We start from the raw sequence: 15,180 nt of genomic DNA on the forward strand, positions 1-15,180 counted from the left end.
CGCGAGTGCCATCGTTTTTTTCATCAAGCATAGATCCAGATCAATAAACCCTCGGGGCAAGACGTTTAACCTCGGCGGCTTTTGCGATCGACACCACCATGACTCTCATTGCTCCGGAACTGCTCGCCCCCGCCGGCACCCTGAAAAACATGCGTTATGCCTTCGCCTACGGCGCCGATGCCGTGTACGCCGGGCAGCCGCGCTACAGCCTGCGAGTGCGAAATAACGAATTCGATCACGCCAATCTCGCCCTCGGCATCCGCGAAGCGCAGGCCCAGGGCAAGCGCTTCTACGTGGTGGTGAACATCGCGCCGCACAACGCCAAGCTCAAGACGTTCCTCAAGGACCTGGCCCCCATCATCGCCATGGCGCCGGACGCGCTGATCATGTCCGACCCCGGCCTGATCATGCTGGTGCGCCGGCACTACCCGCAGATGCCGATCCACCTTTCGGTGCAGGCCAACACGGTGAACTGGGCGAGTGTCGAGTTCTGGCAGCAACAGGGCTTGAGCCGGATCATCCTGTCGCGGGAACTGTCCCTGGAAGAAATCGCCGAGATCCGCCAACAGGTTCCCGCCATGGAGCTGGAAGTGTTCGTGCACGGTGCGTTGTGCATGGCCTATTCCGGTCGCTGCCTGCTATCGGGCTACATGAACAAGCGCGACGCCAATCAGGGCAGTTGCACCAATGCCTGTCGCTGGAAGTATTCGGCGCAGGAGGCCACGGAAAATAACCTTGGCGAAATCGTCCAGCACTATCAGCCCGAACCGACCCTGGGTCTGGGCGCCCCCACCGGGCAAGTGTTCCTGCTACAGGAAGCCAATCGCCCCGACGAACTGATGCCCGCCTTCGAAGACGAGCACGGCACTTACATCATGAATGCCAAGGACCTGCGCGCCGTGCAGCATGTCGAGCGCCTGACGCAGATGGGTGTGCACTCATTGAAAATCGAAGGCCGGACCAAATCGCACTTCTATTGTGCGCGGACCACGCAAGTCTATCGCCGGGCCATCGACGACGCGCTGGCCGGCCGTGATTTCGACCGCAGCCTGATGACCGACCTCGAATCCCTCGCCCAGCGCGGCTACACCGAAGGTTTTCTGCGTCGGCATGTGCATGACGAATACCAGAACTACCAGAACGGCAGCTCGGTGTCGGAGCGCCAGCAGTTTGTCGGTGAACTGACCGGCGAGCGGCGCGACCGCCTGGCGGAAGTGAAAGTGAAGAATCGTTTTGGCCTGGGTGACCATATGGAACTGATGACGCCCAAGGGCAACTTCCACTTCGATCTGCATCAGTTGCAAAACATCCGCGGCGAACCGATCGAAGTCGCGCCGGGAGATGGGCATACCGTGTATTTGCCGATTCCGGATGCAGTGGATTTGAATTTCGGCTTGTTGATGCGGGATGTCAGCAGTCTCTGAAACGCCTGGCTTTTATAGGAGCTGGCTTGCCAGCTCCACAGAAAAAGAGCGAAGTGCTCAGGCAAACTCCTCGCGCAACATCGCCACGAACGCTTCCCGCGCCGGGTGCACCCCGGCGTTTTCATGCCAGTAGAACAGGTTTTCGATGGCCGTCAGCTCAGGGAATTCATAGCCCACGCAGCCGGCGCCCTTGGCGTATTGATCGAAAACACCCTTGGGCACCAGCGCCACGCCGGCCCCGGCGCTGACACACCCGACGATCGCGCCGTAACTGGCCAGGCTGACAATCGGCAGCGCCTGCCCCTGACGCAACAGCCAATGTTCCAGCGCCGCCCGATACGGACACCCCTGGGGCCACATGAAGACGGTCTTGTCATGCAGATCCGACATCTCGCGCACCGGGCCCAAAGATGTCGAGGCAATCAGCAACAGGTCTTCGCGATACATCGGCGTGCGCTTGAGGTGCGAGCGCTCGACGTCCACCGCGACGATGGCGCCGTCAAGCCGATGATTGAGCGTGTCATCCAGCAACTGACCCCAGGTGCCCGTGGTCAACTCAAGCGCCACTTGCGGGAAACGTTTGTGGAATTTGGCCAGCAGTCGTGGCAAACGACCGGTAGCCGAGGATTCGATGGCGCCGATGCGCAACGGTCCGCAGGGCTCGGCTGCGGGGTCCACCGCCCGTTTCGCCTCTGCGGTCAGCGCCAGGATTTTCGAGGCGTAGGCCAGAAAGGTTTGCCCCGACGGACTGATGCGCAAGCCGCGACCCTCGCGCAAAAACAACGCGACACCCAACTCCGCTTCCAGCGCCTTGATCCGCGCCGTGATGTTCGACGGCACGCAATGCAGCATTTCAGCGGCACGAGCGATGCTGCCCAGTTCGGCAACGGTCTTGAACATGCGAATCTGCGACAGCTCCATACATCACCCAAAGTGAATAATCAGCGCAGTATAAGTCAGTTGTAGCGAACTGTTCAGGTTCAGATACTGAGTGCACCTGCCTACCGGTGCACCACCATGAAGCCGCTCATACCCTCCCCCGTTTCGCCGTTGAAGATCATCCTGGCCATGGCATTTGTCGTGACCTGCTGGGGGTATTCCCCGACCGGCATCCACATCGGACTGCTAGCTTACGATCCCGTGCATCTGGCGCTTTTGCGCTTTCTGCTGGCATCGGTGTTCATGGCCGTGGTCGCCTTGTCCAGAGGCATTCGCCTGCCGGGACTGCGCGATGTTCCCCTGCTGTTCGGGCTGGGTTTCTTTGCGGTCAGCCTGCATCACGTGGCGATCAACTTCGGCCAGCAAGGCGTCAGCGCCGGCGCATCCAGCGTGTTGGCACAAACCACACCACTGTTCAGCACCTTGCTCGCGCGCTTCGCCTTCAAGGACCGGGTGAGCCCCTGGCGCTGGGGCTGCGTGATATTGGGGCTGATCGGCGTAGTGATTGTGGTGACGGGCGATCATGGCCTGGGCAGCATTGACGTCCACAGCCTGCTGATCCTGTTGGCGGCGCTGTCCTGGAGCCTGTATTTCGCCCTGCAAAAGCACCACACCGGGCGTTATGACGGGTTGACCCTGGTCTGTTACACGGTCTGGTCCGGGACCTTACTGTTACTGGTTTTCCTGCCCGGCCTGATGGAGCAAGTCGCCGTGGCACCGCTGCGCGTGCAACTGGCCGTGTTTGCCCTGGGAATCTTCCCCAGCGCCCTGGCCTATCTCGCCTGGGCTTACGTGCTGGCGCATGTGGACTTGAGCCGGGCGACGATGACGCTGTATCTGATACCGCCGACAGCGATGGCAATGGCGGCTTTTGCATTGGGTGAACAGCCGACATTGATGGTGGGGGTCGGTGCACTGGTGGTGTTGATCAGTGTGCTGGCGTTGAATCTGGAGCGCAGACCGATGGTTCAGGAGACTCGCACTGGATCAGCCGTTTGAGTTGAGGTGTCTGGCACCCCCAGGGTTCAGGGGCGCACACAGAATATGCGCACCGCCTCGATCCCTGTGGGAGCGGGCTTGCCCGCGATGAACGATGACTCGCAATCAACTGGCAGAAAACCGGTCGCGGCTGTTAGTCAAATGCAACCACATCGCTGCCCGCGCCGCGTCCGGGTCCTGGCGCTTGATGGCGTTGAGAATTGCCTCATGCTCGAGGTTGGCCAGTTCTCCGAGCTTGCTCAGGTCCACCGCCCCGCGCTCAGCGGCATTCACTCGGGTTCGCGGAATCATGGCGCTGCCCAGGTGCTGCATGATTTCGGTGAAGCACACATTGCCAGTGGCTTCGGCGATCAACAGATGAAAGCGCCGATCCGCTTCGACACAACTGTCGTTGTTGGACAACAGGCGCTGGTAGTCGTCGAGCGCCTCGCGCATTTGCGCCAACTGTTGATCGCTGCGTCGAGTGGCGGCCAGTGCGGCGGCCTGGGTTTCCAGGCCCAAGCGCAATTCCAGAATGCTGCGCACCCCTAGCGCCGTATCGACATTCAGTCGCAGACCCTGTTCCGGCGCACGCTCCAGCACAAAGGTGCCGATGCCGTGCCGGGTTTCCACCAGCCCGGAGGCCTGCAACTTCGAAATCGCCTCGCGCACCACGGTGCGACTGACACCATGCTCCTGAACAATCGTGTTCTCCGACGGCAGCTTTGCGCCGGGCAGCATCTGGCCGAGCAGGATGCTCTGGGTCAGCTTGGCCACCAGGTCATGGGCCAGGTTGTGGCTGCGCTTGCGGGCAGGTGCGTCGAGATCTTCTTGCATGGCGATCATCCAAAAGCAGAACTAGCGCAATCGTAGCACTGCACTCACCTGCAAACTCAAGAAAACATCGCTCAACTTGTATGACAACACTCAACAAAATGCCTGTTAAAGCCCAATCAAACGATCACAAACCACAGAAAAACGAATAAAAACTGCCTGAATCGCGCCATTTTATTCCGCTACACCTCTTGCAAGATAAAAAATTGCAGTTGTATGATGTCTATCAACAACGCAACACCCAGCCGCACCCCGCATAAAAATAACGAGTGGGAGAAAACGCAGTGAAAACATCCATTTCAGCCATGGACGATGGCGCCAATTCGGTGCTGAAGTCCGCCATCTCGAAAGTCAAACGCCACGTCTTGCCGCTGTTCGTGATCATGTTCATCGTCAATTACATTGACCGCGTGAACATCGGCTTCGTCCGTGCCCACATGGAACACGACCTGGGGATCGGCGCGGCCGCCTACGGCCTCGGTGCCGGTCTGTTCTTCATCGGCTACGCACTATTCGAAGTGCCCTCCAACATCCTTCTGCAGAAAGTCGGCGCTCGCCTCTGGCTGACTCGCATCATGCTGACCTGGGGCCTGGTCGCTGCCGGCATGGCGTTCATCCAGAACGAAACCCACTTCTACGTCCTGCGTTTTCTGCTGGGTGTGGCCGAAGCCGGTTTTTTCCCTGGCGTGATCTACTACTTCACTCGCTGGTTGCCTGGCGTGGAGCGCGGCAAGGCCATCGCCATTTTCCTCAGTGGCTCGGCGGTTGCTTCGCTGATTTCCGGCCCGCTGTCCGGGTTGCTCCTGCAAATCAACGGCTTCGGGATGCACGGCTGGCAGTGGATGTACTTCATTGAAGGCATGTTTTCGGTCGGGCTGTGCGTGTTTGTCTGGTTCTGGCTTGATTCCAGGCCCCACGACGCCAAATGGCTGACCCGCGACGAGCAAGACGCGCTGGTCCAGGCCATCGATGATGAGCAACAGGCTCGCGAAGCCGCGACGCCCGTCAAACCGTCCCTGGGCAAACTGCTCAAGGATCGCCAGATCATCCTGTTCTGCCTGATCTATTTCTTCATCCAGCTGACCATCTACGCCGCCACCTTCTGGCTGCCGAGCATCATCAAAAAAATGGGCGACTTGAGCGACTTCCAGGTCGGAATGTTCAACTCGATTCCGTGGTTGCTGTCGATTATCGGCATGTACGCCTTTGCCTCGCTGTCGGCCAAATGGAAGCACCAGCAGGCGTGGGTCGCCGCCGCGCTGCTGATCGCCGCCGCCGGTATGTTCATGTCCACCACGGGCGGGCCGGTCTTCGCTTTTGTCGCGATCTGCTTTGCCGCACTGGGTTTCAAATCGGCGTCATCACTGTTCTGGCCGATCCCCCAGGCCTATCTGGATGCACGCATCGCCGCTGGCGTCATCGCGTTGATCAACTCGGTGGGCAACCTTGGCGGGTTCGTTGCGCCCACCACTTTCGGCCTGCTGGAAGAACGCACCGGCTCCATTCAAGGCGGCCTGTACGGCCTGGCCGCGACTTCGATCATCGCCGCGATCATCGTCTTCGCCGCACGCAACACGCCCAAAGCCGCCTCCCTCGCCACAACGACCAAACCGGCGCCCCACCACGCCTGAAATCTTTTCAAGAACACGGTTTAAAAGGATAAGAACATGACCCCGCACGACACCGCCAAAGCCCCGATCATTACCAGCATGCAGGTTGTTCCGGTGGCCGGCCACGATGGCATGCTGCTCAACCTGAGCGGCGCCCACGGCCCGTTTTTTACCCGCAACATCGTGATCCTCAAGGACAACGCCGGCCATACCGGCGTCGGCGAAGTACCGGGTGGCGAGCGCATTCGCCAGACTCTTGAAGACGCCCGCAGCCTGGTGGTTGGCAGCCCGATCGGCACCTATCAGAAGATTCTCAATCAAGTGCGCCAGACCTTCGCCGAACGCGATGCCGGCGGTCGTGGCCTGCAGACCTTCGATTTGCGCATCACCATCCATGCCGTCACGGGGCTGGAGGCGGCGCTGCTCGATCTGCTCGGCCAGCATCTGGACGTCCCTGTCGCCGCCCTGCTCGGCGAAGGCCAGCAGCGCGATAAAGTGAAAATGCTCGGTTATCTGTTTTATGTCGGCGACCGCCAGCAAACCGGCCTCGCCTACCGCAGCGAGCCGGAGGCCGACAATGACTGGTTCCGGGTGCGTCACGAAAAAGCCATGACCGCCGACGCCGTGGTGCGTCTGGCCGAGGCCGCCCACGCCCGGTATGGCTTCAAGGACTTCAAACTCAAGGGCGGCGTACTCAGCGGCGATGCCGAAATCGAAGCGGTCACTGCTTTGGCCGAACGCTTCCCTGACGCACGCATCACCCTCGATCCCAATGGTGCCTGGTCACTCAAAGAGGCCATTCGCTTGTGCCGCGACCAGCACAAGGTACTGGCTTACGCCGAAGACCCCTGCGGCGCGGAAAACGGTTACTCGGGGCGTGAAGTCATGGCCGAGTTCCGGCGTGCCACGGGTTTGAAAACCGCGACCAACATGATTGCCACCGACTGGCGCGAAATGGGTCACGCGATTCAGCTGCAATCGGTGGACATCCCACTGGCCGACCCGCATTTCTGGACGATGCAAGGCTCGGTTCGCGTGGCCCAGATGTGCCATGAATGGGGCCTGACCTGGGGCTCGCATTCCAACAACCACTTCGATATCTCCCTGGCGATGTTCACCCATGTCGCGGCGGCCGCACCGGGTGACATCACCGCCATCGACACCCACTGGATCTGGCAGGACGGCCAGCGCCTGACCAAAGCCCCACTGCAAATCGTCGACGGCTGCGTGCAAGTGCCGCAGAAACCGGGACTTGGAGTCGAGCTGGATATGGACCAGGTGGCCAAGGCTCATGAGCTCTACAAAGGCATGGGTCTGGGCGCGCGGGATGACAGCGTGGCGATGCAGTTTTTGATTCCGGGGTGGACTTTCGATAACAAGCGGCCGTGCCTGGTGCGGTGATCTGACGGATGCACGGTCTCCAACAACCCGTCCTGCCGCCGATTGCGGCAGGACTCAAAAACCATTCGGAGCGTAGCGATTAACCCCCTAAAATGATGCGCAATTGAATCGATGACGGACAACACTCCCATGGACAGACTGAAAATCTTCGCGGTTTGCGTGGTGGCGCTCGCTGCTGGCCAATGTAATGCACAGGATCAAATGGAGACGGTGGTGAATGCCGCCGTGCGCCCGGTCATGCAAGCCCAGGGCATTCCCGGAATGGCGGTGGCGGTGACCGTCAACGGCAAGCCGCACTACTTCAACTACGGGGTAGCGTCGAAAGAAAACGCGCAACCGGTCACTGAAAACACCCTGTTCGAAATCGGCTCCCTGAGCAAAACCTTCACTGCTACCCTCGCCGCCTATGCCCAGGCCAGCGGCCAGTTGTCCTTGTCCGACAAGGCCAGCCAGGTGCTGCCTGCGTTGCGCGGCACTGCGTTCGATCACATCAGCGTGTTGCAACTGGGCACCTACACCGCCGGCGGTCTGCCCCTGCAATTCCCCGACGCCGCCGACTCGGCGGACAAGATGCTTGGCTATTTCAAGCAGTGGCAACCGACCTACGCCGCTGGCACCTACCGACAGTATTCGAATCCGAGCCTCGGCTTGTTTGGCTACCTCGCAGCCCAAAGCATGGGCCAGCCATTCGATGAACTGATGGAAAACACGCTGCTGCCCAAACTCGGACTCAAGCACACCTACCTCAACGTGCCGCAAGCGCAGATGGGCCTTTATGCACAGGGCTACAACAAGGACGACAAGCCGGTGCGCGTCGGGCCGGGGGCGCTGGACTCCGAGGCTTACGGGGTGAAAACCAGCGCCTCGGACCTGATCGGCTATGTGCAAGCGAACCTGCAACCCGCCTCGCTGGAAAAACCGTTGCAACAGGCCATCGCCCTGACCCATACCGGTTATTACCGCGTTGGCGAGATGACCCAGGGCCTGGGATGGGAGCTGTATCAATACCCGGCTCCCCTCGACCGATTGCTGGCCGGCAACTCGTCGCAGATGGCCATGGAGGCGCACAAGGTCCAGTGGCTCAACCCGCCTCAACCACAACCGGACAACCTGCTGCTGAACAAAACCGGGTCGACCGGTGGCTTCGGTGCCTATGCCCTGTTTGTGCCGTCGAAGGACATCGGCATTGTGATCCTGGCCAACAAAAACTACCCGATTGCGGATCGAGTCAAGATCGCTCACCAGATTTTGAGTGCCCTGAGCCAGTGAACCCGAGATAGTTTTCCTGTCGCGGAAGCCTCTCAATCATCCGGCATTTCCGGTGGTTTGGCGGGCTTGGCCGGCTTGCCGGATTTTGTGCCTTTGGCGCCTTTGGCGCCCTTGGCGGTCGGCTCGGGTTCGGCGGCGGGCGCTATGGTGGGGGGTGGTGTTTCCTTCTCGGCCGCCGGCAGTTGATCGACAGCGGCGAACACCTCTTTCAACTCAATCGGCCCCGGCTGTTCAAGTTTCTTTTCGCCATCCTTGCCGACCAGAATCACCTTGGTCTTGGCCCCCGCCCCCAACTTGAGCGAACGGATCAATGCGGCCGTGTCCTGCGGCCCGAGGTCTTTGCCATCGCGCTGACCCATCAGATTGAGCACCGTGTACAGCACCAGGTTTCGCTCGGTGAAGCCCTTTTTGTTGTCCGGCTCGTCCAGCGCCTTTTTCAGGCTGACCCACGTCGGGTCGACCGTGCTGGGAGCGATGATGATCAGTGGTCGGGACCTGCCCTTGTCCATGTCCAGCGGCGAATCGCCATCGGCGGCGAACAACGGGCCGGCAACTGCCAGCAGGGTAGCCAGGGTCAGTGACCTGATGAGCATGCGCATCTCCTTTTGATATCCACGCTCTAATGATTGCGCATCGCGGCGATCGTTCCGGGTGACGCTCCGCGAATGTTGTTCGCCTTGCCCAAAGCTTAGGTCAGGGCGGTCATTGCGCAACAGGCCAGGCTAATCTCATGCCTCATCAGGCTTGCTGACCATCAGTCCTTGAGCAAGAGCGTTTCAAGACGCTTGGGCTGTGGTCTTCTAGACTTAACGGGTGGTCGTGGAAAGAACCGAACACGTCGCTTTGGTGCTGATGAATCAAAGGCGGCGTGGCAAGCTGCCTTAATGCCCTTCAAGAGGCGCGGCAAAGACCGCCCCGGGCCCCAAAAGATGCCCGCTCAGGGTGCCCTGGCCAACGGCCTGAAAATGCCACGATTCCGTGACGTGGCGTGAATGCCGCAGCCGACACTTTCGGACGACCGACAACCGCCTGGTTTGTCCGTGACCGTGAGGAATGCTGTATGCCTGATGAGATGTTGCACCTGCCCATGGTCAACAGCCTGCTGGAGCGCCACAAAGGCTCCCCCGGCGCACTGTTGCCCATTCTTCATGAAATTCAGGAGGGCATCGGCTATATCCCCGATGCCGCCATCCCCGAGATTGCCCACGCCCTCAACCAGAGCCAGGCCGAGATTCGCGGGGTCATCAGCTTCTACCATGACTTCCGCACTGCGCCGCCCGCCCGGCACATCCTGCGTCTGTGCCGGGCCGAGTCCTGCAAGAGTCGGGGTGCCGAGCAGCTTGCCGCGCAGCTGCGCGACCGCCTGCAACTGGACGACCATGGCAGCAGTGCCGATGGCAGCATCAGTCTGCGTCCGGTCTATTGCCTCGGCGCCTGCGCCTGTTCGCCGGCCCTGGAGCTGGATGGCCGCGTGCACGCGCGGTTGAGCGCAGAGCGTCTGGATACCCTGCTCGATGCTTGCCGGGAGGACGCTTGATGTCAGCTTTCCATGTGTCCGGTGATTCACTGGCTCGCGCCGTGGGCGCCGAAGAGGTTGTGGTAGCCCTGATTACCCATGCCCGGGGACGCGTTGTGCCCCTGGAGGTGAAACGCACCAGCTCGCGTGGCCTGTACTGGCTGGAACCACTGCTGGAAGTGGACACCCCGCAAGGCCGTATTGGCTTCGGCCCGCTGACCGCAGCCGATGTGCCCTCTGTGCTCGAAGCGCTCGAGGGCGAGCCGTCTTCCCATCCACTGGCCCTGGGCCTGGTGGAGGAGTTGCCGTATCTGAAGACTCAACAGCGCCTGCTGTTTGCCCGCGCCGGCATCACCCAGCCGCTCGACCTCGATGAATATCGCGATCATGGCGGTTTCGAGGGTTTGAAAAGAGCCGTCGCCATCGGTGGCGAACAGACCGCGACCGAGGTGTTCGATTCAGGCCTGCGTGGCCGTGGCGGCGCGGCCTTCCCCGCCGGGATCAAGTGGCGCACGGTGCGCGCGACCGAAGCGGCGCAAAAGTACATCGTGTGCAACGCCGACGAAGGCGACTCCGGCACCTTTGCCGACCGCATGCTGATGGAAGGCGACCCTTTCCTGCTGATCGAAGGCATGGCGATTGCCGGTATCACCGTCGGCGCCACCTACGGCTACATCTATGTGCGCTCGGAATATCCGGATGCCGTGACCACCCTGCGCAACGCGCTGGAGATTGCCCGGTCGAACGGTTACCTGGGCGCCAATGTCGGCGGCAGCGGCCTGGCCTTCGACATGGAAGTGCGCGTGGGTGCCGGCGCTTACATTTGCGGTGAAGAAACCGCGTTGCTCGACTCTCTCGAAGGCAAGCGCGGTGTGGTTCGCGCCAAGCCGCCCATCCCCGCGTTGAAGGGGCTGTTCGGCCAGCCAACCCTGGTGCACAACGTGCTGACCCTGGCTTCGGTGCCGCTGATTCTGGCCAAGGGCGCACAGTTCTATCGCGATTACGGCATGGGCCGCTCGCTGGGCACCATGCCCTTCCAGTTGGCGGGCAACATTCGCCACGGCGGCCTGGTGGAACGCGCCTTTGGTCTGACCCTGCGGGAACTGGTGGAAGACTACGGCGGCGGCACCGCCAGTGGCCGGCCGCTGAAAGCCGCACAGGTTGGCGGCCCGCTCGGCGCCTGGGTGCCGCCATCGCAATTCGATACGCCACTGGATTACGAAGCCTTCGCCGGCATTGGCGCGATGCTGGGTCACGGTGGCGTGGTGGTGGCTGACGACAGCCTGGACATGGCCCACATGGCGCGTTTCGCCCTTGAATTCTGCGCCGAGGAATCCTGTGGCAAATGCACCCCGTGCCGCATCGGCTCGACCCGCGGCGTGGAGGTGATTGACCGCCTGCTGGCCGCGCCGGACCAGAGCGCTCGCGATGAGCAGGTGATCATCCTCAAGGACCTGTGCGACACCATGCAATACGGTTCGCTGTGCGCCCTGGGCGGCATGGCCCCCTTTCCGGTGGTCAGCGCCCTCAAGTACTTCCCCGCCGACTTCGGTCTGCAACCCTCGGAGGCCGAGCAATGATCACTCTTTTCGACCCGAAAACCGATATCGATCTGGGAACGCCGGCCCGCGACAGCCAGGTGCAAGTCACCCTGAACATCGACGGCCGCAGTATCAGCGTGCCCGAAGGCACTTCCGTGATGCGTGCCGCCGCGCTGCTGGGCACCACCATTCCCAAACTCTGTGCCACCGACAGCCTGGAAGCCTTCGGCTCCTGCCGCATGTGCCTGGTGGAGATCGATGGCATGCGCGGCTACCCGGCGTCCTGCACCACGCCGGTCAGCGAAGGCATGACCGTGCATACCCAGACGCCGAAGCTCGCCACCCTGCGCCGTAACGTCATGGAGCTGTACATCTCCGATCACCCGCTGGACTGCCTGACCTGTTCGGCCAACGGCAACTGCGAGCTGCAAACCGTCGCCGGCCAGGTCGGCCTGCGTGAAGTGCGCTACGGCTATGAAGGTGACAACCACCTGGCCGACCAGAAAGACACTTCAAACCCCTACTTCGACTATGACCCGAGCAAGTGCATCGTCTGCAACCGCTGTGTGCGTGCCTGCGAAGAAACCCAGGGCACCTTTGCCCTGACCATTACCGGGCGCGGTTTCGAATCCCGGGTCGCGGCCGCCGGTGGCGATAACTTCCTCGAATCGGAATGCGTGTCCTGCGGCGCCTGTGTGCAAGCCTGCCCCACCGCGACCCTGATGGAAAAAAGCGTGGTCGAACTGGGTCAGCCCGAACGCAGCGTGATCACCACCTGTGCCTATTGCGGCGTCGGCTGTTCGTTCCGCGCCGAGATGAAAGGCGAGCAACTGGTACGCATGGTTCCGGACAAGAACGGCCAGGCCAACCACGGCCATTCCTGCGTCAAAGGGCGATTTGCCTGGGGCTATGCCACCCACCCGGATCGCATCACTAAACCGATGATCCGCAAGCACATCAACGACCCGTGGCAGGAAGTCAGCTGGGATGAAGCGGTGACCTACGCCGCCAGCGAATTCCGTCGGCTGCAGCAAAAATATGGCCGCGATTCCATTGGCGGCATCACCTCCAGCCGCTGCACCAACGAAGAAACCTATCTGGTGCAAAAACTGGTGCGCGCAGCCTTCGGCAACAACAACGTCGACACCTGCGCACGGGTTTGCCATTCGCCCACCGGCTATGGTCTGAAACAGACCCTGGGCGAATCCGCCGGCACCCAGAGTTTCGACTCGGTGATGAAAGCCGACGTGATCCTGGTCATGGGCGCCAACCCCAGCGACGCCCACCCGGTGTTCGCTTCGCAGCTCAAACGCCGCCTGCGCGAAGGTGCACGGCTGATCGTCATCGATCCACGGCGCATCGATCTGGTGGACTCGGTGCATGCCCGCGCCGAACTGCACCTGGCCCTGCGCCCGGGCACCAACGTCGCCATGCTCAACGCCCTGGCCCATGTCATCGTCACCGAAGGCCTGCTCAACCAGGCCTTTATCAACGCCCGATGCGAGGGCAGCGATTTCGCCCGCTGGAGTGAATTCGTCAGCCGCGCCGAAAACTCGCCGGAAGCCCTGGGCCCGGTCTGCGGCGTAGAAGCTGCCGACATCCGCGCTGCCGCTCGACTGTATGCCACCGGTGGCAATGCGGCGATCTACTACGGCCTGGGCGTCACCGAGCACAGCCAGGGCAGCACCGCCGTCATGGGCATCGCCAACCTGGCCATGGCCACCGGCAACATCGGTCGAGAAGGCGTGGGCGTGAACCCGTTGCGCGGTCAGAACAATGTGCAGGGCTCCTGCGACATGGGCTCCTTCCCCCATGAGTTGCCCGGTTACCGTCACATCTCCAACGAGTTGGTACGGGCAGAGTTCGAACAGGCCTGGAACGTCACCCTGCAACCCGACCCGGGCCTGCGCATCCCCAACATGTTCGAGTCTGCCCTGGCCGGCAGCTTCAAGGGCCTGTATTGCCAGGGCGAAGACATCGCCCAGAGCGATCCGAACACCCAGCACGTCACCGCGGCGCTGTCGGCCATGGAATGCGTGGTGGTGCAGGACATTTTCCTCAATGAAACCGCCAAGTTCGCCCACGTGTTCCTGCCGGGCAGCTCGTTCCTGGAAAAAGACGGCACCTTCACCAACGCCGAGCGCCGCATCTCCCGTGTGCGCAAGGTCATGGAGCCCCTGGGCGGCAAGGCCGACTGGGAAGGCACGGTGGCCCTGGCCAATGCCCTGGGCTATCCGATGAACTACGAACATCCATCGCAAATCATGGATGAAATCGCCCGCCTGACGCCAACCTTCACCAACGTCAGCTACGCCGAACTCGAGCGCCACGGCAGCCTGCAATGGCCGTGCAACGCCGAGGCGCCGGATGGCACGCCGACCATGCACATCGAGCAGTTCGTGCGCGGCAAGGGGCGTTTCATGCTCACCGGCTACGTGCCCACGGAAGAGAAGGTCAACAGTCGCTACCCGCTGCTGCTGACCACCGGGCGCATCCTCAGCCAGTACAACGTCGGCGCTCAAACCCGGCGTACCGAAAACGTTGCCTGGCATGAAGAAGACCGCCTGGAAATCCACCCGACCGACGCCGAGAGCCGGGGCATCAACGAAGGTGATTGGGTCGGCATCGGCAGCCGTGCCGGGCAAACCGTATTGCGTGCGCGAATTACCGAACGGGTCGCGCCGGGCGTGGTGTACACCACCTTCCACTTCCCGGAATCGGGGGCCAACGTGATCACCACCGACAACTCCGACTGGGCCACCAACTGTCCGGAGTACAAGGTGACCGCCGTGGAAGTCAGCCGCGTCTACCACCCTTCCGAGTGGCAAAAACGCTACCAGGCCTTCAGTGACGAACAGGACCGTCTGCTCAAGGATCGGCGCCACGCCCGTGGCGATAAAGCGGAGGTGCGCCGATGAGCACGGACAACCTGATCAAAATGGCCAACCAGATCGCCCAGTACTTCGCCAGCGAACCGGACGAGCAAAAGGCTGTGCTCGGCATACGCAATCATCTGCAGTTGTACTGGACGCCTGGCATGCGCAAGGAATTGCTGGCCTGGCAGAACTCGCATCAAGGCGCAGAGCTGCACCCACTAGCGCAGGAAGCTGTGGGTGGGGCTGGCTGGGAGGCTTAGCGTCGCGGGTCGGCTAACAAAGAAATCATGCAGTGCTAAAAAGCCGCGTAATCGCGTAATGCTGTTCAATGAGCGACATTGTAGGAGCGAGCTTGCTTCCACACGCTCTTAACTGAACAGCATTCCGATGATCGCGGCTTTCTCCTTTCATTGTGCGAGAACCTTCGTATTCAGCCTCCAGTTCAACACATCCAATGTGTTGAACTGGAGGCATCGCCATCGATCAGTCGCCCGCCGGGCCAGATGCGCAGCGCAGGGTTCAATGCAGGCCCGCCGCTTTACAGGCATCGATGAAGTTCGCGCCCTTTTTGTCCATGGCGGTTTTCACCAGTGCGTTGGCTTTTTGCAGGGCCGGGCTGGGTTGGGCCCATTGCTCGGGAGGCAGTGGTCGGGACCAGGCTTGCACGTTTTGCGGCAGGGTCGGCCGGCCCTTGCGATGGGCCCACTCGGCGATCAGGTAGGGCATTTTCCAGAAGGTCAGGACGCGGCGCACGTACCACCAGCGCAGGGGCCAGGGAGTGCGTTTGCCATA

General features: G+C 61.4%; 12 protein-coding genes and 1 pseudogene. 9 read left to right on the forward strand and 4 right to left on the reverse strand.

Annotation, left to right across the window (positions count from 1 at the left end):
• The first annotated feature begins 98 nt into the window (after nt 1-98).
• Nucleotides 99-1,424 carry a prephenate-dependent tRNA uridine(34) hydroxylase TrhP gene (trhP, locus tag ACVWYU_RS28435; RefSeq protein WP_457374267.1) on the forward strand — a complete coding sequence of 442 codons (1,326 nt, stop codon included), beginning with the start codon at nt 99-101 and terminating at the stop codon, nt 1,422-1,424.
• Nucleotides 1,425-1,481: 57 nt separating this feature from the next.
• Here trhP and ACVWYU_RS28440 read toward each other — a convergent pair whose 3' ends face one another.
• Nucleotides 1,482-2,345 (reverse strand): LysR family transcriptional regulator, encoded by an 864-nt coding sequence (locus ACVWYU_RS28440; protein ID WP_390956773.1) that lies wholly within the window; start codon nt 2,343-2,345, stop codon nt 1,482-1,484.
• 96 nt (nt 2,346-2,441) lie between these two features.
• Between ACVWYU_RS28440 and ACVWYU_RS28445 the strand changes: the two genes are divergently transcribed.
• Nucleotides 2,442-3,362: a DMT family transporter gene (locus ACVWYU_RS28445; protein ID WP_457374268.1), complete on the forward strand. Its 921-nt coding sequence runs from the start codon at nt 2,442-2,444 to the stop codon at nt 3,360-3,362.
• A 105-nt stretch (nt 3,363-3,467) separates the two neighbouring features.
• On the opposite strand, the gene ACVWYU_RS28450 is transcribed toward ACVWYU_RS28445, so the two are convergent.
• A complete protein-coding gene (locus ACVWYU_RS28450; RefSeq protein WP_457374269.1) occupies nt 3,468-4,178 on the reverse strand; it encodes a FadR/GntR family transcriptional regulator in 711 nt (236 codons plus the stop codon).
• Between the two features lie 281 nt (nt 4,179-4,459).
• Between ACVWYU_RS28450 and ACVWYU_RS28455 the strand changes: the two genes are divergently transcribed.
• The 3 genes from ACVWYU_RS28455 to ampC all read left to right on the forward strand — a co-directional run bounded on the left by ACVWYU_RS28455 (nt 4,460) and on the right by ampC (nt 8,455).
• Nucleotides 4,460-5,806, forward strand: coding sequence for an MFS transporter (locus tag ACVWYU_RS28455; protein ID WP_457374270.1), 1,347 nt, complete (start codon nt 4,460-4,462; stop codon nt 5,804-5,806).
• 36 nt (nt 5,807-5,842) lie between these two features.
• Complete coding sequence (gudD, locus tag ACVWYU_RS28460) at nt 5,843-7,186, forward strand: glucarate dehydratase (protein ID WP_457374271.1); 1,344 nt, start codon at nt 5,843-5,845, stop codon at nt 7,184-7,186.
• A 111-nt stretch (nt 7,187-7,297) separates the two neighbouring features.
• On the forward strand, nt 7,298-8,455 hold the full coding sequence (ampC, locus tag ACVWYU_RS28465) for a class C beta-lactamase (protein WP_457374272.1): 1,158 nt from the start codon (nt 7,298-7,300) through the stop codon (nt 8,453-8,455).
• 32 nt (nt 8,456-8,487) lie between these two features.
• On the opposite strand, the gene ACVWYU_RS28470 is transcribed toward ampC, so the two are convergent.
• Nucleotides 8,488-9,048 carry a DUF4174 domain-containing protein gene (locus ACVWYU_RS28470; RefSeq protein ID WP_247256295.1) on the reverse strand — a complete coding sequence of 187 codons (561 nt, stop codon included), beginning with the start codon at nt 9,046-9,048 and terminating at the stop codon, nt 8,488-8,490.
• A gap of 467 nt (nt 9,049-9,515) precedes the next feature.
• Here ACVWYU_RS28470 and ACVWYU_RS28475 point away from each other — a divergent pair, with 467 nt between their 5' ends.
• Genes ACVWYU_RS28475 through ACVWYU_RS28490 form a run of 4 tightly spaced genes read left to right on the forward strand, consistent with a single transcriptional unit; the run spans nt 9,516 to nt 14,648 of the window.
• Nucleotides 9,516-9,992 (forward strand): formate dehydrogenase subunit gamma, encoded by a 477-nt coding sequence (locus tag ACVWYU_RS28475; RefSeq protein WP_457374273.1) that lies wholly within the window; start codon nt 9,516-9,518, stop codon nt 9,990-9,992.
• Nucleotides 9,992-11,551: a formate dehydrogenase beta subunit gene (locus ACVWYU_RS28480; protein ID WP_090323790.1), complete on the forward strand. Its 1,560-nt coding sequence runs from the start codon at nt 9,992-9,994 to the stop codon at nt 11,549-11,551. Before ACVWYU_RS28475 ends, ACVWYU_RS28480 begins: the two co-directional genes overlap by 1 nt.
• Nucleotides 11,548-14,430 (forward strand): formate dehydrogenase subunit alpha, encoded by a 2,883-nt coding sequence (fdhF, locus tag ACVWYU_RS28485; protein WP_457374274.1) that lies wholly within the window; start codon nt 11,548-11,550, stop codon nt 14,428-14,430. The genes ACVWYU_RS28480 and fdhF overlap by 4 nt, the downstream gene beginning before the upstream one ends.
• Nucleotides 14,427-14,648, forward strand: coding sequence for a formate dehydrogenase subunit delta (locus ACVWYU_RS28490; protein ID WP_090323793.1), 222 nt, complete (start codon nt 14,427-14,429; stop codon nt 14,646-14,648). The genes fdhF and ACVWYU_RS28490 overlap by 4 nt, the downstream gene beginning before the upstream one ends.
• Nucleotides 14,649-14,907: 259 nt before the next feature.
• On the opposite strand, the pseudogene ACVWYU_RS28495 reads toward ACVWYU_RS28490, so the two are convergent.
• A pseudogene (locus ACVWYU_RS28495) lies at nt 14,908-15,180 on the reverse strand (hypothetical protein); the annotation flags it as partial.

This window comes from Pseudomonas sp. TE12234, from assembly GCF_054061835.1.